Annotated in this window: 19 protein-coding genes; 13 read left to right on the forward strand and 6 right to left on the reverse strand. The window is 59.1% G+C overall.

The window, feature by feature from the left end; genetic code table 11:
* Positions 1-3: 3 nt before the first annotated feature.
* From AAEZ05_RS00155 to AAEZ05_RS00165, 3 genes are read right to left on the reverse strand one after another with little or no spacing between them, the layout of a single operon-like run.
* Entirely contained in the window at positions 4-771 is a 768-nt protein-coding gene (locus AAEZ05_RS00155; protein ID WP_045059975.1) for a DnaJ domain-containing protein, read from the reverse strand.
* Position 772: 1 nt separating this feature from the next.
* Complete coding sequence (gene murU, locus AAEZ05_RS00160; protein WP_350646417.1) at positions 773-1,444, reverse strand: N-acetylmuramate alpha-1-phosphate uridylyltransferase MurU; 672 nt, start codon at positions 1,442-1,444, stop codon at positions 773-775.
* Entirely contained in the window at positions 1,441-2,460 is a 1,020-nt protein-coding gene (locus AAEZ05_RS00165; protein WP_045059973.1) for an aminoglycoside phosphotransferase family protein, read from the reverse strand. Before AAEZ05_RS00165 ends, murU begins: the two co-directional genes overlap by 4 nt.
* A 130-nt stretch (positions 2,461-2,590) precedes the next feature.
* On the opposite strand from AAEZ05_RS00165, the gene AAEZ05_RS00170 reads away from it, so the two are divergent.
* The 11 genes from AAEZ05_RS00170 (at position 2,591) to AAEZ05_RS00220 (ending at position 16,707) form a co-directional block, all read left to right on the forward strand.
* Positions 2,591-5,389, forward strand: a complete 2,799-nt coding sequence (locus AAEZ05_RS00170) for an LPS-assembly protein LptD (RefSeq protein ID WP_045059972.1) — start codon at positions 2,591-2,593, stop codon at positions 5,387-5,389.
* Positions 5,370-6,686 carry a peptidylprolyl isomerase SurA gene (gene surA, locus AAEZ05_RS00175; protein WP_045059971.1) on the forward strand — a complete coding sequence of 439 codons (1,317 nt, stop codon included), beginning with the start codon at positions 5,370-5,372 and terminating at the stop codon, positions 6,684-6,686. The genes AAEZ05_RS00170 and surA overlap by 20 nt, the downstream gene beginning before the upstream one ends.
* Positions 6,683-7,672, forward strand: coding sequence for a 4-hydroxythreonine-4-phosphate dehydrogenase PdxA (gene pdxA, locus AAEZ05_RS00180; protein ID WP_045059970.1), 990 nt, complete (start codon positions 6,683-6,685; stop codon positions 7,670-7,672). The genes surA and pdxA overlap by 4 nt, the downstream gene beginning before the upstream one ends.
* Positions 7,669-8,487: a 16S rRNA (adenine(1518)-N(6)/adenine(1519)-N(6))-dimethyltransferase RsmA gene (gene rsmA, locus AAEZ05_RS00185; protein ID WP_122841255.1), complete on the forward strand. Its 819-nt coding sequence runs from the start codon at positions 7,669-7,671 to the stop codon at positions 8,485-8,487. The genes pdxA and rsmA overlap by 4 nt, the downstream gene beginning before the upstream one ends.
* A gap of 114 nt (positions 8,488-8,601) precedes the next feature.
* The gene (gene apaG, locus AAEZ05_RS00190; RefSeq protein ID WP_045059968.1) at positions 8,602-8,982 is read left to right on the forward strand and encodes a Co2+/Mg2+ efflux facilitator ApaG/CorD; all 381 of its coding nucleotides are present in this window, start codon (positions 8,602-8,604) and stop codon (positions 8,980-8,982) included.
* The gene (locus AAEZ05_RS00195; protein WP_045059967.1) at positions 8,982-9,866 is read left to right on the forward strand and encodes a symmetrical bis(5'-nucleosyl)-tetraphosphatase; all 885 of its coding nucleotides are present in this window, start codon (positions 8,982-8,984) and stop codon (positions 9,864-9,866) included. Before apaG ends, AAEZ05_RS00195 begins: the two co-directional genes overlap by 1 nt.
* 33 nt (positions 9,867-9,899) lie before the next feature.
* Positions 9,900-10,229, forward strand: a complete 330-nt coding sequence (gene glpE / locus AAEZ05_RS00200) for a thiosulfate sulfurtransferase GlpE (protein ID WP_205893520.1) — start codon at positions 9,900-9,902, stop codon at positions 10,227-10,229.
* Positions 10,230-10,525: 296 nt separating this feature from the next.
* Positions 10,526-12,448, forward strand: coding sequence for a PrkA family serine protein kinase (locus AAEZ05_RS00205; protein ID WP_045059965.1), 1,923 nt, complete (start codon positions 10,526-10,528; stop codon positions 12,446-12,448).
* 141 nt (positions 12,449-12,589) lie between these two features.
* Positions 12,590-13,861, forward strand: a complete 1,272-nt coding sequence (locus AAEZ05_RS00210) for a YeaH/YhbH family protein (RefSeq protein ID WP_045059964.1) — start codon at positions 12,590-12,592, stop codon at positions 13,859-13,861.
* On the forward strand, positions 13,858-15,420 hold the full coding sequence (locus tag AAEZ05_RS00215) for a SpoVR family protein (RefSeq protein ID WP_350646418.1): 1,563 nt from the start codon (positions 13,858-13,860) through the stop codon (positions 15,418-15,420). The genes AAEZ05_RS00210 and AAEZ05_RS00215 overlap by 4 nt, the downstream gene beginning before the upstream one ends.
* Positions 15,421-15,483: 63 nt before the next feature.
* A complete protein-coding gene (locus tag AAEZ05_RS00220) occupies positions 15,484-16,707 on the forward strand; it encodes a multifunctional CCA addition/repair protein (protein WP_350646419.1) in 1,224 nt (407 codons plus the stop codon).
* 89 nt (positions 16,708-16,796) lie between these two features.
* Here the strand turns inward: AAEZ05_RS00220 and folK are convergent, their stop codons facing one another.
* Both folK and folB read right to left on the reverse strand, forming a co-directional pair.
* Complete coding sequence (gene folK / locus AAEZ05_RS00225; RefSeq protein WP_205893522.1) at positions 16,797-17,315, reverse strand: 2-amino-4-hydroxy-6-hydroxymethyldihydropteridine diphosphokinase; 519 nt, start codon at positions 17,313-17,315, stop codon at positions 16,797-16,799.
* Positions 17,306-17,662 (reverse strand): dihydroneopterin aldolase, encoded by a 357-nt coding sequence (gene folB, locus AAEZ05_RS00230; RefSeq protein ID WP_045059960.1) that lies wholly within the window; start codon positions 17,660-17,662, stop codon positions 17,306-17,308. The genes folK and folB overlap by 10 nt, the downstream gene beginning before the upstream one ends.
* A gap of 74 nt (positions 17,663-17,736) precedes the next feature.
* Between folB and plsY the strand changes: the two genes are divergently transcribed.
* On the forward strand, positions 17,737-18,306 hold the full coding sequence (gene plsY / locus AAEZ05_RS00235; RefSeq protein ID WP_045059959.1) for a glycerol-3-phosphate 1-O-acyltransferase PlsY: 570 nt from the start codon (positions 17,737-17,739) through the stop codon (positions 18,304-18,306).
* A 34-nt stretch (positions 18,307-18,340) separates the two neighbouring features.
* Here the strand turns inward: plsY and tsaD are convergent, their stop codons facing one another.
* Positions 18,341-19,366 (reverse strand): tRNA (adenosine(37)-N6)-threonylcarbamoyltransferase complex transferase subunit TsaD, encoded by a 1,026-nt coding sequence (tsaD, locus tag AAEZ05_RS00240; protein WP_045059958.1) that lies wholly within the window; start codon positions 19,364-19,366, stop codon positions 18,341-18,343.
* A 199-nt stretch (positions 19,367-19,565) separates the two neighbouring features.
* On the opposite strand from tsaD, the gene rpsU reads away from it, so the two are divergent.
* A complete protein-coding gene (rpsU, locus tag AAEZ05_RS00245) occupies positions 19,566-19,781 on the forward strand; it encodes a 30S ribosomal protein S21 (protein ID WP_002551877.1) in 216 nt (71 codons plus the stop codon).
* Positions 19,782-20,236 lie beyond the last annotated feature (455 nt).

The raw sequence follows: 20,236 nt of genomic DNA on the forward strand, positions 1-20,236 counted from the left end.
ACGCTAGCGAAAATCCCGACGCTGACGGATTACCGTGTAGGCGTTATGCAACTCGCGGGTTTTGTCCGTCGCCTCGCGCACCTGCAACGTGGTTGCCCCACTGCCGGCGATCTTGTCCGGATGATGCCGACTCAGCAGACGACGGTAGGCGCGCTTGATCTGCGCCGGCTCACTGGTAGCCGACACCCCCAGCAGCCGCATCGCGTCCTGATAGGTCAGCGCGCTGCTGATCGCAGGTCGTTTCTGCGGTTCATATTCGCTCGCCAGGGCCTGCACCTGCTGTGGCGTCCAGCCCAGCCAACGACCCCATTGGGCAATCAGCTCCAGCTCACTGCGACCGGCACGCCCATCCGCCCAGATCATGCGCCAACAGGCGCGCAACACGCCTTCGGCAGCGAAAGGTTGGGCGCTCAGGCGTTGCAGGTATCCGCGCAGCCGGTCATGTCCTGATTTGCCGCGATTGAATGCGACAATCGCCCGGCGTTGCGCGGACTCGGTCATTTCCAGCGATCGCATCTCCTCTCGGGCCTGCTGAATGTGACCTGCCACCACCTGTCCATCGCATTTGGCCAACCGCCCGAGCAGGATGAACAGCAGTTCATCGTTGCGCAGGACTGGCCGGCCGCCGAGCTTTTCCCGCAAGTGTCCCCAGCTCTGCAGCTGTAGACGCCGGTCCAGCGCCTGCCCCAATAGCGCGCCGAGCATGGCCCCCGGAATGCTGGCGATGGCAAAGCCCGCCCCGGCTCCAATCAGAGTCCCTGGCCACAGCATCTCAGCGACTCGCTTCTATCAAGGTTTCCACTTCTGCCAGGCGCTCGTGGGTGCCGACATCTACCCAGCGTCCATCGAGGCGTTCACCAGTCACCTGCCCCTGCGTCATGGCCGCGCGCAGCAACGGCGCCAGCTTGAACGCACCCGTTGAGCAATTTTTGAACAACTGCGGGTGCAGCACCGCAATCCCGCTGTAGGTCAGCGTCGCATCATCTGCTTGCCCGTCGCGCACCAGCCCGTCGCGCAGGCTGAAATCCCCGGCAGGGTGATGCGCGGGGTTGTCCGCCAGCACCAGGTGCGCCAGCCCGTCGATGGGGTGTTTCAACACGCTGAAGTCATAGTCGGTCCAGATATCGCCGTTGACCACCAGGAAAGCGTCGTCACCCAACAATGGCAGCGCTCGGAAGATGCCGCCGCCGGTCTCCAGCGGTTCGCCTTCAGGCGAGTAGTGAATCCGCACGCCGTATTGCGATCCGTCACCCAGGTAGTTCTCGATCTGCTGGCCGAGCCAGGCATGGTTGATCACAATCTCGGTAAAACCGGCAATCGCCAGCGCCTTGAGATGATATTCGATCAACGGTATGCCGCCGGCACGCACCAGCGGTTTGGGAGTGGTCAGCGTCAGCGGGCGCATCCGTTCGCCCTTGCCTGCCGCGAGAATCATCGCCTTCATGCTTGAACTCCGGCACGCAAGCTATCAAGCAATGCACCCAGATCCGCCAGTTCCGGCCGGCGAGCGACCACAGCATCTATATAAGCAAAGAAGCGCGGCACGTCGGCCAGGTAGCGGGGTTTGCCATCACGGTGACAGATGCGGGCGAAGATGCCGATGACCTTCAGATGACGCTGCACGCCCATGAGGTCGCTGGCGCGCAGGAAGCTTTCGAAGTCCGATTGCACCGCAATGCCCAGGGCACCGGCCTGCTGCCAGTAATCTTCGAGCCAGCCGCGTACGCGTTCTTCGGGCCAGCTGAGAAAAGCGTCTTTGAACAGGCAAGTGACGTCATAAGTGACGGGGCCGTAGACCGCATCCTGGAAATCCAGCACGCCGGGATTCGGTTCGCTGAGCATCAGGTTGCGCGGCATATAGTCGCGATGCACCAGGACTTTTGGCTGCGCCAGCGCACTGTCGATCAACAGGTCGCTGGCCTGCTGCCACAGTGCCTGCTGGGTGGAGTCGAATTCGACGCCCAGTTCGTGCTTCACATACCAGTCCGGGAACAACTCCAGCTCACGGCGCAGCAAGGCCACGTCATAACTTGGCAGCGGCGCCACCATTGGCAGTTGCTGAAAGGCCAGCAAGGCTTGCAAGGCATCCTTGAACAAATCGTCGGCATTTTCGCTGTCGATCACGTCCAGGTAGGTCTTGTTGCCCAGGTCATTGAGCAAAAGAAAACCGCGTTCCAGGTCTTCGGCGTAAATTTTCGGCACATTGATGCCGGATTTCGCCAGCAAAAAAGCGATGTCAACGAAGGGTTTGCAGTTTTCCTGGGGCGGCGGCGCATCCATCACGATAAAGCTGCGGCCCGCGCCCTCCCAGCGGAAATAGCGCCGAAAACTCGCATCGCTACTGGCCGCAGTCAACGTGGCTGGGGGTACGGCTCCCCAGCCCTGCTCTGCAAAGAGGGTGGCCAACTGTTCTTCGAGCCAAACTTTCAGGTGTTGCAAACGTACATCTTGGTCAGGCATTGCAAGGGTCTCCGACGGCGCTAGCCGTCAAGCGGGTCATGCTTTATTATCCAGCATCTTTTTCAGACCATCGAGAGGCGTGCGGCCCACACCGCGGGCAGATGGCACGCAGGAAGCCCGGACTAATAAGATGGCATTGAAATCCCCCGCGTTTCGTAAAAAATTTCCGTTGTTGGTTACCGGCAGTCTGCTGGCCCTTCAACCTCTAGCCACTTCGTTCGTGGTCGCCGCGGAACAGTATGACTGCTCAGTCTCTGCTTCGGGTGCCTGGGACTGTGCGCCAAAATCCCCAGCCGCTGCTTTGCCACCTCGCCCCGTCCATGACGGCAGCGCGGTAAGTGCAAGCGGCGAGACGCCTGCCGACAGCGGTACGAGCGACGACACCGGCGCCAAACCGGCACTGGTGACCGAAGCCAAGGGCCGCGGCCTGAAGTCTCGCAGTGCAGACTACAGTCACCTCGACTGGGTTCCGCGCGAGAACCTCACCGCAGCGCAATTGGCTGAAACCGGCCCTTACTGCTCGGGTTCCTATATCGAACCCACTCGTCCTGGCATGAATGACAAGACGAATAAAAGTGACGCCCCGACCTTTATCGGCGCCAAGGCCTCTCGCTATAAGCAGGAAGAACAGGTTGCAGCACTGGCCGGTGACGTCGTCATGCGCCAGGGCAGCATGCAGGTCGAAGCCGACGAAGCCAACCTGTACCAGGCCGAGAGCCGCGGTGAGCTGAGCGGCAACGTGCGCATTCGCGACAATGGTGCACTGATCGTTGGCGATCACGCCGATGTGCAACTGGACACCGGTGAAGCCAAGGTCGACAACGCCGAATACGTTCTGCACAAATCCCGTATCCGCGGTAGCGCCCTGTACGCCAAGCGTGCCGAAAACGCGATCATCCGCCTGAAGGACGGTACGTACACCACGTGCGAACCGAACAGCAATGCCTGGCAGCTCAAGGGTAATAACATCACCCTGAACCCGGCCACCGGCTTCGGTACCGCGACCAACGTGACCTTGCGGGTCAAGGACATTCCGGTCCTGTACACGCCGTACATCTATTTCCCGATCGACGACCGTCGCCAGTCCGGCTTCCTGCCGCCGACCATCGGCACGGGCACCGATACCGGCTTCATGCTGGTAACTCCGTACTACTTCAACCTGGCACCGAACTACGACGCCACGTTGTACCCACGCTACATGAGCAAGCGCGGCCTGTTGATGGAAGGCGAGTTCCGCTACCTGACGCCGTCCAGCGAAGGCCAGTTCGGCGCTGCGTACCTGAACGACGACGACACCGAGCGCAGCAAACAGACCGACTACGAAAAAACCCGCTACATGTACAACTGGCAGCACAAGGGTGGCCTCGACTCGCGTGTTCTCACGCAGGTCGATTACACCAAGATCAGCGATCCTTATTACTTCCAGGATCTGCAGACTGACCAGATTGGCGTGAAAAGCGCGGATTATGTGAATCAGCAGGGGTCGGTGACGTACCGCGGTGATAGCTATACCGCTCGCGTGAACGCTCAGGCTTATCAACTTGCTACTGTGTCGGACATCACTCCGTACGACCGTTTGCCGCAGATCACCTTCAACGGTGCGCTGCCCTATACTCCAGGCGGCCTGAATTTCACCTATGACACTGAACTCGTGCGATTCGACCGTGATTTGAAAAACGGCGATTTCTCGGACGAAGATGGCGTTGTGACTCCCCGTCTGGACAATAATGTTACCGGCCTCGCCCGCGCTACCGGCGATCGTTTAAATTTGGCGCCTGCCGTCAGCTTGCCACTGGATTGGTCATACGGTTTCCTGAAGCCAACGCTGAAGTATCAATACACCCAGTATCAACTTGACTTGGACAGTATCGGCAAATCTCAAATTGCCACCCAGAATGCGGAACAGGACAAGCTCAACGGCACCTTCGACACCAATCAGAACCGTGGCGTGCCGATTGCTAGTATTGACAGCGGCCTTTATTTCGATCGCAAAACCACGTGGTTTGGCAAGAACTACAACCAGACTCTTGAACCGCGATTGTTCTATCTATATGTGCCTGAGACGGATCAGGAAGATATTCCTGTCTTCGACACCAGCGAATATACCTTCAACTATTCGTCGCTGTTCCGTGACAACCGCTTCTCCGGCTCCGACCGGGTCGGCGACGAAAACAAACTGTCCCTGGGCGTCACCAGCCGCTGGATCGAAGAAAACGGCTTTGAACGTCAGCGTATCAGCGTCGGCCAGGCGCTCTACTTCAAGGACCGTGAAGTCCAGTTGCCGGGTATCGATGCCAAGACCCGTGATGACGCGAGATCCAATGTTTCGCCCTACGCACTGGAATACGAATACCGCTGGAACCGTGACTGGCGCACCACTGCCGATTACAACTGGGACCCGGACAGCCGCAGCCCTCGCTCGGGCAGCGCGATGTTCCATTACCAGCCTGAAGACAACCCGAACAAGGTCATCAACGCCGGTTATCGTTATCGCAATGACCAGGTTCGTTACGACCAAACCTCCGGTAAATGGCAGGTTGGTGGCGGTGACTACGGCACCCCTGGTACGCCGGGCTACGTGAAGGACTACTACAAGATCCAGCAGCACGACTTCTCGGTTATCTGGCCGATCGTGCCGCAATGGAACGCTATCAGCCGCTGGCAGTATGACTACAACCGCAACCGTACCCTGGAAGCCTTTGGTGGCTTTGAGTACGACAACTGCTGCTGGAAACTGCGCGTGATCAACCGTTACTGGGTTGACTACGACGAAACCAGTCAAGACGCTCCGCAAAACGAAAAAGGCGACCATGGCGTCTTCCTCCAAATTGTTCTGAAGGGACTCGGCGGCCTCACCGGCGCCAAAGTAGAGAGCTTCCTCGACAAAGGCATCCAAGGTTATCGTGAACGTGAAGACCAAGCTTTCTGATTGTCTGCGCCCGCTCATGCTGGGCGCGCTGTTCCTGGGTACCGCGGCCAACGCCGCAGTGCAGTCCATCGATAGAGTGGTGGCCATCGTCGATAACGACGTGGTCATGCAGAGCCAGCTGGATCAACGGGTTCATGAAGTTCAGCAAACCATCGCCAAGCGTGGCGCCGCCGCGCCGCCGCCTGGTGTGCTGGACCAGCAGGTTCTTGAGCGCCTGATCGTCGAAAACCTGCAGTTGCAGATCGGCGAGCGCTCGGGCATCCGCATTACCGATGAAGAACTGAACCAGGCTGTCGGCACCATCGCACAGCGCAATAACATGTCGGTGGATCAGTTCCGCGCCGCCCTGACACGTGACGGCCTGTCCTACGACGACGCACGTGAGCAGATTCGTCGCGAAATGATCATCAGCCGCGTGCGTCAGCGCCGTGTGGCGGAGCGCATCCAGGTGTCCGAGCAGGAAGTGAAGAACTTCCTCGCTTCCGACCTGGGCAAGATGCAGCTGTCCGAAGAGTTCCGCCTGGCCAACATCCTGATTCCTACACCGGAAAGCGCCAACTCTGAAGCGATTCAGAATGCTGCCAAGCAGGCAGACTCGGTTTACCAGCAGCTCAAGCAAGGCGCTGACTTTGGTCAATTGGCCATCGCCAAATCCGCCAGCGAAACCGCACTGGAAGGCGGCGACATGGGCTGGCGTAAAGCTGCTCAATTGCCACCACCGTTCGACCGCATGCTGAGCACCATGGCCGTGGGCGACGTGACCCAGCCGATGCGCACACCAGGGGGCTTCATCATCCTGAAGATCCTCGACAAGCGTGGCGGTGAAGCTCAGGTGCGTGACGAAGTGCATGTACGCCACATCCTGGTCAAGCCAAGTCCGATCCGTGACGAAGCGAAGACCAAGGCGCTGGTCGAGTCGCTCTACACCCGTATCGAGTCGGGCGAAGACTTCGCCGAGCTGGCAAAAAGCTATTCGGAAGATCCGGGTTCTGCCCTCAACGGCGGCGACCTCAACTGGATCGACCCGAACGCCCTGGTGCCAGAGTTCCGCGAAGTGATGGCCAATACTCCACAAGGCAAGCTGTCCAAGCCGTTCCAGACTCAATATGGCTGGCACGTCCTGGAAGTCCTGGGCCGCCGCGCTACCGACAGCACCAACCAGGCCCGCGAACAGCAAGCCATGACCGTACTGCGTAACCGCAAATACGACGAAGAGCTGCAAACCTGGTTGCGTCAGATCCGTGACGAAGCGTACGTCGAGATCAAACTCCCTGGTGCAGACCAGGCAGCGCAGTGAACCCCAAACGTTTCGCGCTGACACCCGGCGAGCCGGCGGGCATAGGTCCTGACCTGTGCCTGCTACTCGCCTCGCAAGCCCAGCCACACCCCCTGATTGCCATCACCAGTCGCGACCTGCTCATTGAGCGGGCCGCGCAACTGGGAGTGGCCGTTAATCTGCTGGCAGTGACACCGGACAGTTGGCCAGACGCCCCGGCGCCAGCCAACAGCCTGTATGTGTGGGACACCCCGCTCAATGCCAAGGTCACTGCCGGGCAACTGGACAAGGCCAATGCCGCCTTCGTCCTGGAAACCCTGACCCGGGCTGGCCAAGGCTGCCTGGACGGGGATTTCGCCGGCATGATCACCGCCCCGGTACACAAGGGCGTCATCAACGAGTCGGGCATCGCCTTTTCCGGGCACACAGAATTTCTCGCTGACCTGACCCACACGGCACAAGTGGTAATGATGCTCGCGACCCGTGGCCTGCGCGTGGCGCTGGTCACCACTCACCTGCCGCTGCGCGAGATTGCCGACGCAATCACGCCTGAGCGCCTGGAGCGCGTGACACGTATCCTGCACACCGACCTGAAAGAGAAGTTCGGCATCGCCCAGCCGCGCATCCTGGTGTGCGGGCTCAACCCGCACGCCGGTGAAGGCGGTCACCTGGGCCATGAAGAAATCGACATCATCGAACCTACATTAGAGCGCTTGCGCGGTGAGGGCATGGACCTTCGCGGCCCCCTTCCCGCCGACACTCTGTTTACCCCCAAATATCTGGAGCACTGCGACGCAGTGCTGGCGATGTACCACGACCAGGGCCTGCCGGTGCTCAAGTACAAAGGCTTCGGCGCGGCAGTCAATGTGACTCTCGGCTTGCCGATCATCCGCACGTCGGTCGACCACGGCACCGCCCTGGACCTGGCCGGCAGCGGCAAAATCGACACCGGCAGCCTGCAAGTCGCCCTGGAAACCGCCTACCAGATGGCCGAGACCCGTATATGACCGAGCATTACCAACACAAGGCGCGCAAACGCTTTGGCCAGAACTTCCTGCACGATGCCGGCGTCATCGACCGCATCCTGCGCTCCATCCATGCCAAGGCTGAAGATCGCCTGCTGGAAATCGGCCCCGGCCAGGGCGCGCTGACCCAAGGCCTGCTCAGCAGCGGCGGCCAGCTCGACGTGGTGGAACTGGACAAGGACCTGATCCCGATCCTCAACCAGCAGTTTGCCGGCAAGAGCAATTTCAACCTGCACCAGGGCGATGCACTGAAGTTCGACTTCAACAGCCTGAACGCAGCGCCTGCCAGTCTTCGGGTGGTCGGCAACCTGCCGTACAACATCTCTACCCCGCTGATCTTCCACCTGCTGCACAACGCCCACCTGATCCGCGACATGCACTTCATGCTGCAAAAAGAAGTGGTCGAGCGCATGGCGGCAGGCCCGGGGGGCGGAGACTGGGGCCGTTTGTCGATCATGGTTCAGTATCACTGCCGGGTCGAGCACCTGTTCAATGTCGGCCCTGGCGCGTTCAATCCGCCGCCCAAGGTTGATTCGGCGATCGTGCGTCTGGTGCCTCACGCGGTGCTCCCGCATCCGGCAAAAGACCACAAGCTGCTGGAGCGCGTGGTTCGCGAAGCCTTCAACCAGCGTCGCAAGACCCTGCGCAACACCCTCAAGCTGTTGCTGAGCAATGACGAAATCGAAGCCGCCGGCGTTGATGGCAGCCTGCGTCCGGAGCAACTCGACCTGGCCGCCTTCGTGCGCCTGGCCGACAAGCTCAGCGAGCAGGTACCCCAGGCACCTGCTGCCGACTGACCAGCGATGAGCGCTATCGGGTAGGACGCCAGTCTGGTTTACTACCCGGTACTTGGCCTAGACTGACTCCCTCAGCTACGCCCCGCGTCCCGCTTCGTTTTTAAGGCCTCTTGCATGTCCGATCCTCGCTATCAGGTCGACGTCAGCGTCGTCACCCGCTATCTGGCAGAACAATCGCAACCCGAGCACGAACGCTTTGCCTTCGCCTACACCATCACCGTGCAGAACAATGGCCAGCTACCGGCCAAGCTGTTGTCGCGGCACTGGGTGATCACCGATGGCGACGGGCATGTCGAGGAGGTTCGCGGTGCGGGCGTCGTCGGCCAGCAACCGCTGATCGATCCAGGCAAGAGCCACACCTACAGCAGCGGCACGGTCATGACCTCCAAGGTCGGCACCATGCAGGGCACCTACGAAATGATTGCCGACGACGGCAAGCACTTCGACGCCGTCATTGCGCCGTTCCGCCTGGCGGTGCCCGGAGCCCTGCACTGATGGCAACGTACGCCGTCGGAGACCTCCAAGGCTGCCTTGACGCACTGCAATGCCTGCTCAAAAAAGTTGTCTTCGACCCGACTCATGACCGGCTTTGGCTGGTCGGCGATCTGGTCAACCGTGGCCCGCAGTCGCTGGAAACCCTGCGCTTCCTCTACGGCATGCGCGAGTCGCTGGTATGCGTACTGGGCAACCACGACCTGCATTTGCTGGCAGCCGGGAGGAACATCGAGCGCCTGAAAAAAGGCGACACCCTGCGTGAGATCATCGATGCGCCCGATTGCGCAGACCTGCTGGACTGGTTACGCCAGCAAAAGCTCATGCATTACGACGAACAGCGCAACATGGCGCTGGTGCATGCGGGTATCCCGCCACAATGGTCGCTGCGCAAAGCCTTGAAATGTGCCGCCGAAGTCGAGACAGCCTTGCGCGACGACAACCTGTTGCCACCCTTTCTCGACGGCATGTACGGCAATGAACCAGCGAAATGGGATAGCGAACTCAAAGGCATCACGCGCCTTCGAGTAATCACCAACTATTTCACCCGCATGCGTTTCTGCACGGCCGAAGGCAAGCTCGACCTCAAGAGCAAGGAAGGCCTGGACTCGGCACCACCGGGCTACAAGCCCTGGTTCCAGCACAAAGAACGCAAGACCAAAGGCTTGAAGATCATCTTCGGCCATTGGGCAGCGCTGGAGGGCAACGTTGTGGAGCCGGGCATCTCGGCCCTCGACACCGGCTGCGTCTGGGGCGGCGCCCTGACCCTGATGAACGTCGACACCGGCGAACGCCTGTCTTGCAAATGCGACGCGCACGGCCATGTCGCCGCTGAGCCCATCGCCCCCACACTCACCGCATCATCGTCAGCCAGCATTCAGCGCTAGGCTACGCTTTCAGCCGAGCCACAGGAGCCCGCCATGAGCGAATTCAAACGTATCCCCCCAGAGCAGGCACAAGCACTGCGCGAACAAGGCGCTGTAGTGGTCGACGTCCGCGACCCCGCTACTTTTGCCGCGCTGCACATCGCAGGTTCCAGGCACCTGGATAACCACTCCCTGCACGCGTTCATCCAGGGCGCCGACCTTGATGCACCGACGGTCGTTGTGTGTTACCACGGCAATTCCAGCCAAGGCGCGGCCGCTTATCTGATCAGCCAGGGCTTCTCCGATGTCTACAGCATGGATGGCGGTTTTGAGCTGTGGCGTACGACTTATCCTGCGCAAACCGCGCAAGGCACCTCGGAATAATATTTTTGTAACGCGTAAGCCCCAGCCACTGTGGGCTAGCGCCGTGGCAGACGAACGGTCTGCCACAACTAATTGCGTATCTCGCCTTTACCTCCCGAATTCCCAACTATCCTTAAGCCCAGGCCATCCAAAACAGGGGAGAGCCGGTACACCGGCGCGCGGGTCATCGGGAGTAGCTTTCGGAGTCGTCAGCTCTGAAAGAGTTCTGGGGGGTAAACAGCGACCGCCTGTTCGGTTGCTGCCAGCATCGACTGAGTGATCCGGCGTCGGCTCCACGTATCGAGCGAGGTGACGTCATGAGTATCTTTAGCCACTTCCAACAACGCTTCGAGTCCACACGCCAGGAAGAACTCTCGCTGCAAGAGTATCTTGAGCTGTGCAAACAGGACCGCAGTGCCTACGTTTCTGCCGCCGAGCGTCTTTTGCTGGCCATCGGAGAACCGGAACTGCTGGACACCTCGACCAACTCGAGGCTGTCGCGAATCTTTTCCAACAAGGTGATCCGTCGCTATCCGGCCTTTGAAGACTTCCACGGGATGGAAGAATGCATCGACCAGATCGTGTCGTATTTCCGCCATGCCGCTCAGGGCCTGGAAGAGAAGAAACAGATTCTTTACTTGCTCGGCCCCGTCGGTGGCGGTAAATCGTCCCTGGCCGAGAAGCTCAAACAGCTGATCGAAAAAGTGCCCTTCTACGCGATCAAGGGCTCGCCGGTCTTCGAATCACCCCTGGGTCTGTTCAACGCCACAGAAGATGGCGCGATCCTCGAGGAAGACTTTGGTATTCCCCGGCGCTACCTCAATACCATCATGTCGCCATGGGCCACCAAGCGCCTGGCTGAGTTTGGTGGCGACATCAGCCAGTTCCGTGTAGTGAAACTCTATCCGTCGATCCTCAACCAGATCGCCGTGGCCAAGACCGAACCTGGGGACGAGAACAACCAGGACATCTCGGCGCTGGTGGGCAAGGTCGATATCCGTAAACTGGAAGAATTCCCGCAGAACGACGCCGACGCCTACAGCTACTCGGGGGCCCTGTGCCGGGCCAACCAGGGCCTGATGGAATTCGTCGAAATGTTCAAGGCGCCGATCAAGGTGCTGCACCCATTGCTGACCGCTACCCAGGAAGGTAACTACAACAGCACCGAAGGCCTGGGCGCGATCCCGTTTACCGGGATCCTGCTCGCCCACTCCAACGAATCGGAATGGCACACCTTCCGCAACAACAAGAACAACGAAGCCTTCATCGACCGGATCTACATCGTCAAGGTGCCTTACTGCCTGCGCGTCAGCGACGAAGTGAAAATCTACGACAAGCTGCTGTTCAACAGCTCGCTGGCCAAAGCCCACTGCGCACCTGACACCCTGAAAATGCTCGCCCAGTTCACCGTGCTCTCGCGCCTCAAAGAGCCGGAAAACTCGAATATCTACTCGAAGATGCGGGTGTACGACGGCGAAAACCTCAAGGACACCGATCCGAAGGCCAAGTCGATCCAGGAATACCGTGACAATGCAGGCGTCGATGAAGGGATGAACGGCCTCTCGACCCGCTTCGCGTTCAAGATCCTGTCCAAGGTCTTCAACTTCGACCCGCACGAGATCGCCGCCAACCCGGTGCATCTGCTCTATGTGCTGGAACAACAGATCGAGCAGGAGCAGTTCCAGGCCGAAACACGCGAACGTTATCTGCGGTTCCTCAAGGAATACCTGGCCCCGCGTTACATCGAATTCATCGGCAAGGAGATCCAGACCGCCTACCTCGAGTCCTACAGCGAGTATGGGCAGAACATCTTCGATCGTTATGTGCTGTATGCGGATTTCTGGATCCAGGATCAGGAGTATCGCGACCCGGAAACCGGCGAGATCCTCAACCGTGTAGCGCTGAACGAAGAGTTGGAGAAAATCGAAAAACCGGCAGGCATCAGCAATCCGAAGGATTTCCGCAACGAAATCGTCAACTTCGTACTGCGTGCCCGTGCCAATAACAACGGCAAGAATCCAACCTGGCTCAGCTACGAAAAACTGCGGGTGGTCATCGAGAAGAAAATGTTCTCCAACACCGAAGACCTGCTGCCAGTCATCAGTTTTAATGCCAAGGCCAGCAAAGAGGACCAGCAGAAACACAACGACTTCGTTACACGAATGGTCGAGCGTGGATATACCGACAAACAGGTACGGCTGCTATCCGAGTGGTATCTGCGGGTGAGAAAGTCCCAGTAAGGGAGCTGCAGGCGGCAAACAACGAACCCTCCACAGATACGCGGTGTTTGCGTATTTGTGGCCATATGTCGCGCGCCGCTTGTTTCTGAAGCTTCTGTCTTGCAGCTTGAAGCTTATGACTCGAAGCTCCCCGGAGGGCCTATGAGCTATGTGATCGACCGACGTCTCAATGGCAAGAACAAGAGCACGGTAAACCGCCAGCGGTTTTTACGGCGCTACCGTGACCACATCAAGAAAGCCGTCGAAGAGGCGGTGAGCCGGCGCTCCATTACCGATATGGAACACGGCGAGCAGATCAGCATCCCTGGTCGCGATATCGATGAGCCAGTGCTTCACCACGGCCGTGGTGGCAAGCAGACCGTCGTGCACCCGGGCAACAAGGAGTTCACCAGCGGCGAGCACATTGCCCGTCCACCGGGCGGTGGCGGCGGCAGAGGGCCCGGCAAGGCCGGCAACTCCGGTGAGGGCATGGACGAATTCGTCTTCCAGATCACCCAGGAAGAATTCCTCGAATTCATGTTCGAGGACCTTGAACTGCCCAACCTGGTAAAGCGCAACCTGACCGGTACCGACACCTTCAAGACCGTCCGCGCGGGCATCAGCAACGAAGGCAATCCGTCGCGGATCAACATCATCCGCACCCTGCGCTCGGCCCATGCACGGCGTATTGCCCTGTCTGGCAGCAGCCGGGCCAAATTGCGTGAGGCCAAGGAGGAGTTGCTGAGACTGAAGCGGGATGAACCGGACAACTTCGGCGATATCCAGGAAATAGAGGCAGAAATCGAAAAACTCAGTGCGCGCATCCATCGCGTGCCTTTCCTGGACACTTTCGACCTCAAGTACAACTTGCTGATCAAGCAACCCAACCCCAGTTCGAAGGCGGTCATGTTCTGCCTGATGGATGTCTCAGGCTCCATGACCCAGGCGACCAAGGACATCGCCAAGCGCTTTTTCATCTTGCTGTACCTGTTCCTGAAACGTAACTACGACAAGATCGACGTGGTGTTCATTCGCCACCACACCAGCGCACGAGAAGTGGACGAGGAAGAGTTTTTCTATTCTCGCGAAACCGGCGGCACCATCGTTTCCAGCGCCCTGAAGCTCATGCAGGAGATCATGCAGGAGCGGTATCCAAGCAATGAGTGGAACATCTATGCGGCACAGGCCTCCGACGGGGACAACTGGAACGACGATTCACCGATTTGCCGCGACATCCTGATCAATCAGATCATGCCGTTCGTGCAGTACTACACTTATGTCGAGATTACCCCTCGGGAGCACCAGGCCCTGTGGTTCGAATACGAACGCATTGCCGAAGCCTTCTCTGACACTTTTGCCCAGCAACAACTGGTCTCGGCCGGGGATATCTATCCGGTCTTCCGTGAACTCTTCCAGCGCAGGTTAGTGACATGACCGCCAAAGAGCAGAAGCGCCAACCCATTTCCACCGGCTCCGAGTGGACGTTCGAGCTGATCCAGGCCTATGACCGCGAAATCAGTCGTATCGCCGCTCGCTACGCACTCGATACCTATCCCAACCAGATAGAAGTGATCACCGCCGAACAGATGATGGATGCGTATGCATCAGTGGGCATGCCGCTGGGCTATCACCATTGGTCCTACGGCAAGCACTTCCTCAGCACCGAAAAATCCTACAGCCGCGGCCAGATGGGGCTGGCCTACGAGATCGTGATCAACTCCGACCCGTGCATTGCGTACCTGATGGAAGAGAACACCATCTGCATGCAGGCACTCGTGGTAGCGCATGCCTGCTATGGCCACAACAGCTTCTTCAAGGGTAACTACCTGTTCCGCACGTGGACCGACGCCAGTTCGATCATCGATTACCTGGTGTTTGCCAAGCAGTACATCATGCAGTGCGAAGAGCGGCATGGCATCGACGCGGTAGAGGACCTGCTGGATTCCTGCCATGCGCTGATGAACTACGGGGTCGACCGCTACAAGCGCCCCTACCCTATTTCAGCCGAGGAAGAACGCCGCCGTCAGAAGGATCGCGAAGAACATCTGCAGAAGCAGATCAACGACCTGTGGCGCACCATTCCCAAAGGCGCGGACAAGTACAGCGAGAAGGACAATGCGCGCTTCCCCGCTGAACCTCAGGAAAATATCCTGTACTTCATCGAAAAACATGCACCGTTGCTGGAGCCCTGGCAGCGTGAGATCGTGCGCATCGTGCGCAAGATCGCCCAGTATTTTTACCCGCAACGCCAGACCCAGGTCATGAACGAAGGCTGGGCCACGTTCTGGCATTACACGCTGATGAACGACCTTTACGACGAAGGCCTCGTCACCGATGGTTTCATGATGGAGTTCCTGACTTCTCACACCAGCGTGGTCATGCAACCGGGCTTCGACAGCCCGTACTACAGTGGCATCAACCCTTATGCCCTGGGCTTTGCGATGTACCGCGACATCCGCCGCATGTGCGAAAGCCCTACCGAGGAGGATTACCGCTGGTTTCCAGACATTGCTGGTACGGACTGGCTTTCGAGCATCAAATTCGCCATGAGCAGCTTCAAGGACGAGAGTTTCATCCTGCAGTACCTGTCACCCAAAGTGATACGTGACCTGAAGCTGTTCAGCATTCTCGACGATGATCAAAAGGACGATCTGCTGGTTCCGGCCATTCACGACGAAGGCGGTTACCGCACCATCAGGGAGACCCTGGCGGCGCAGTACAACCTCGGCAATCGTGAACCCAACGTGCAGATCTACAGCATCGATCGGCGCGGCGACCGCTCCCTGACCCTGCGCCATCAGCAGCACGATCGCAAACCGCTGGGCGAGTCGACCGACGAGGTTCTCAAACATCTTCACAGGCTGTGGGGCTTCGATATTCATCTGGAAACCCTGCAAGGGGAGAAGGTGATGAAGACCCAACATGTGCCTCCCAAAGGCGAACACGCTGAAAATGATTACGGCCGGCTGGACCTGGCTGTCATTCATCTTTGAATCCGTTTGTGCCTCCGGTGGTTCGACGCAAAGGTTATTCTGTCGAGCTAACGGAGGTTTTTTATGCAGATTTATAAAGTCGGCGGTGCAGTGCGCGATCGCCTGCTGGGTATTCCGGTCACCGATATCGATTGGGTAGTGGTAGGCGCCACCACCGAAGAGATGCTCGCCAAGGGTTTCCGGCCCGTGGGCGCAGACTTTCCGGTGTTCCTGCATCCCAAAAGCGGTGAAGAATATGCCCTCGCCCGCACCGAGCGCAAAAGCGGGCGCGGCTACGGTGGCTTCACCTTCCATGCCAGCCCTGAAGTCACCCTTGAAGAAGACCTGATCCGCCGCGACCTGACGATCAACGCCATGGCCGAGGACGATCAGCAGAATCTGACCGATCCCTACCACGGCCAGCAGGACCTGAAGGATCGCCTTCTGCGCCATGTTTCACCTGCGTTCGCCGAAGATCCGCTCAGAGTACTGCGCGTTGCCCGCTTTGCAGCTCGCTACGCCGGGCTCGGATTTACGGTGGCTCCGCAAACGCTGGAATTGATGCGCCAGCTCGCCGATTCCGGTGAATTGCAGGCGTTGACGGCTGAGCGCAGCTGGAAGGAAATCTCCCGCGCACTGATGGAAGACCAGCCGCAAATATTTATCGAGGTGTTGCGCGAATGTGGCGCGCTCAAGGTGTTGATGCCTGAAGTCGACGCCCTGTTCGGGGTACCGCAACCGGAAGCCCATCACCCGGAAATCGACACCGGGGTGCATACCCTGAGCGTGTTGCAGCAGTCTGCCCTGCACAAGCTCCCCCTGACCGTGCGCTGGGCCTGCCTGCTGCACGATCTGGGCAAGGGGCTGACCCCCACGGAGGAATGGCCACGCCATATCGCCCACGAGCACACCGGGCTGAAGCTGATCAAGGCGGTCAACGAACGCTTCAAGGTACCGAAGGACTGTCAGGAACTGGCGTTGCTGGTGGGGCAATACCACACCCATGGCCACCGCGCCCTGGAGCTGAAGCCCTCGACCTTGCTGGAACTGTTGCAGAGTTTCGATGTGTACCGCCGGCCACAGCGTTTTGAAGAGTTTATTGCGGCGTGCGAGATGGATGCGCGCGGGCGCAAGGGGCTGGAGCAGCGAAGTTATCCGCAGGCGGACTACCTGCGCGGGGCGGCAGCGGCAGCCCGCGGTGTGGCGGTTCAGCCGCTGCTGGAGCGGGGATTCAAAGGGCCTGAACTGGGAGAAGCGATCAAGCGCGAAAGGCTCAAAGCAATCAAAGCCTATAAGGAGCACGCGTAGAGCAGATCAAAAGATCGCAGCCTTCGGCAGCTCCTACATGGATTGACGCAAATTCTGTAGGAGCTGCCGAAGGCTGCGATCTTTTGCTATTACAGCAGCTCAGCAGGCGTCAGTTGCTCACCGCGCCACTCAAACGCCACCGGGGCCAACACCTGATCAATCTGAGCTTCACTCCACAAGGTCGCAAAGCTTTTTCCTACACCCGGATGCACACGGTCCGGGGCAATCAGCGACAACGGCCACAACACAAAGGCATTTTTAAGAATTTCTGCCCTCGGCAGTACCAGGCCATCGAAGTTGCCCACCAGGTCACCGAACAGCAACACGTCGATATCCAGAGGCAAACCTCGGCGATCTGGCGCATAACGACCGTTATCCGCCTCGATAAACTTGAGCCGACGGTCCAGCTCGATTAACGGCAGATCAGTCCAGGCCGATACCACGAAATTGAAAAACGGCCCACTCTTGATGCCCACCGGCTGGCTTTCGAACACCGCCGAGCAGCGTATATCCACCAGAAAACCCGCAAGGGCTTCCAGGCCCGCCTGCAGATGGGCTTCGCGCTCGATATTGCTACCGAGCCCGAGATAAACCTGGGTCAGCGACATCCGCGCTCGATCTCCACACCCACACCCCCAGTCGCCGCGGGGACAGCCCCTGGCTTGGTCAGTTTGAGCCGAACCCAGGTGATCTCGAATTCGCTCATCAGGACTTCCACCAGACGCTCGGCAAAAGTCTCGACCAGTTGGTACTGCGCCTGCTCGGCAAAAGCCTGGATGCGCGCTGAAACGCTGGCGTAATCGAGTGCCAGGGTCAGGTCGTCTCCCGCCGCAGCCGGGCGGTTATCCCAGGCAAAACTCAGATCCAGACGCAAGCACTGCCGGATGCCTCGCTCCCAGTCGTAGGCACCAATGACGGTGTCGACTTCCAGGCCCTCGATAAACACTCTGTCCAAGCACTTTTCTCCGCTGCACGACAAGGGCGCAATGCGCCGTTAGAATCAGGGCGTCCTCGCCCGGAATAGTTAGCATGTTTTGGTTACTGGCGACTCTCGCCTACCTGCTCGGCTCGCTGTCCTTTGCCATCTTGCTCAGCCGCCTGACCGGTAATCCCGATCCGCGAATGAGTGGCTCGGGCAATGCCGGCGCCACCAACATGTTGCGTCTGGCCGGCAAGAAACTGGCGGTCCTGACCTTGATCGGAGACCTCTGCAAAGGCCTGGTGCCCGTATTGATCGCGGGTGTTGCCGGCCTTTCACTGCAGGAGCAAGCCTGGATCGGCGTCTGCGCCGTGATCGGCCATCTGTTCCCGTTATACTTCCGATTTCGCGGCGGCAAGGGTGTCGCCACCGCTGCCGGGATGCTGCTGGGGCTTTACCCCCCAGCGGCATTACTGGCCGTTTGCGCCTGGCTGCTGACGTTCTACCTGACCCGCACCAGCTCGCTCGCCGCGTTGATTGCCACCCCTCTGACCCTGCCACTGCTGGCGTGGCAAGAGCCCGCTGCCCTGCTACCGATGAGCGCGCTTACCGGCCTGATTGTCTGGCGTCACCGTGGCAATCTACGCGACCTGTTTGCCGGGCGCGAACGGCATTTCTAATTCAGCGCTGTGAGCGCCGTGCATCGCAGGCGGCTCAAAGCGCCGACAACTGTTCCATCGGCCAGCGGGCCTGCACACTGATCGCCAGGCTTTCATGCTGGCCAGCCTGCAAACGCTGACAACCGGCAAACGCGATCATCGCACCGTTGTCAGTGCAGAATTCCGGACGCGCATAAAACACATCGCCTTGCATTTCGCCGAGCATTTTTTCCAGCGAGGTGCGCAGTGCCTTGTTGGCGCTGACGCCCCCAGCGATCACCAGGCGCTTCATGCCGGCCTGTTTCAGGGCGCGCTTGCACTTGATGGTCAAAGTCTCCACCACGGCCTGCTGGAACGCCAGCGAGATGTCGCAACGGGCTTGATCACCGTCGTCCCCGGCGCTCACGCACTGCTGCCAGGTGTTCAGCGCGAAGGTTTTCAAGCCGCTGAAGCTGAAGGCCAGGCCCGGGCGGTCGCACATTGGCCGCGGAAAGGTGAAACGTCCGGCGACGCCCTGCTCAGCCAGGCGCGAAATTTCAGGACCACCCGGATAGTTGAGCCCCATCATCTTCGCGGTCTTGTCGAAAGCTTCACCGGCAGCATCGTCGAGCGTCTCGCCCAAGAGGGTGTATTGGCCGATCCCGTCGACCTGAACCAACTGCGTATGACCGCCTGACACCAACAAAGCGACGAACGGGAATTGCGGCGGTTGCGACTCCAGCATGGGCGCCAGCAAGTGGCCTTCCATGTGATGCACGCCGAGGGCCGGAATGCCCCAGGCAAAGGCCAGCGCCTGGGCACAAGACGCCCCCACCAGCAATGCACCGACAAGCCCGGGACCTGCGGTGTAGGCGATCGCGTCGATCTCGGTAGGCACGCAGTCAGCCTCGGCCAACACCTGACGAATCAAGGGCAGCATGCGCTTGACATGGTCACGCGAGGCCAGCTCCGGGACCACCCCGCCATAGGCGCGATGCAGGTCTATCTGGCTGAACAGCGCGTCGGCGAGCAGACCGCGCTCACTGTCGTATAATGCGACACCAGTTTCGTCGCAAGAAGTCTCTAATCCCAGTACTAGCATGGGTTTGCGCCTTGTTTAGGCTGAATTCGAAGGCGCGCATAATAGTCGCCACGCGATGCCCCGACCAGCGGTTTTCGATCAGAGGCTTTGCATTCCGAGCGATGAGGGGTTAACATCCGCAACCCTTAAAAACCGACGTCTTCAAGTGCTCTTTTGCCACGAGGATGTTGACCCCGGTAATGAATGAAGGTAGCTCTGGATGCCAGCCGTCAAAGTAAAAGAGAACGAACCCTTCGACGTAGCTCTGCGTCGTTTCAAGCGCTCCTGCGAAAAAGCCGGTGTACTGGCTGAAGTTCGTAGCCGCGAATTCTACGAGAAGCCTACTTCTGAGCGTAAACGTAAAGCAGCAGCCGCTGTTAAGCGTCACGCCAAGAAAGTACAGCGCGAACAGCGCCGCGCCGTTCGTCTGTACTAATACACAGACGTTCGTAGCAAGCTTCTGCCAAGCCCGGCCCTCAGCCGGGCTTATGGCATTTGCGGAAAACGCTTGATGCTTCACCGTCAAAGCCGCAGACGCGACCTAGACAAAATCCGCTTCACAGCGTCAGACCTGGCTCTTTTGCCAGCGGTGCACGTCTTTTCTGACGAGCCTTCCAAGGCTACTGACGAGCACACCCACTGATTCCTCTCACGACGATCAGCCCAAGGCACCCTCTTGCGTGCCCGCTTATGAGCTATCCGAGGCCACCGACTGGCGGTAGCGGATTTCAGCGCAATATTTTCAAATGGTCGAATACTGATGGGTACTAACGTCAGTTGATTTTCGACAGATACACTTCCCTACGGCGATTACGCAAACGACAGGTTCGAGCCGCCTTAACACGCGCCTCAAGCAACGGACCGCGCTCGCTCGCCGCAGGTTTTGGATCC

It is taken from the genome of Pseudomonas sp. HY13-MNA-CIBAN-0226 (assembly GCF_040310305.1).
Lineage (GTDB): Bacteria > Pseudomonadota > Gammaproteobacteria > Pseudomonadales > Pseudomonadaceae > Aquipseudomonas > Aquipseudomonas gregormendelii.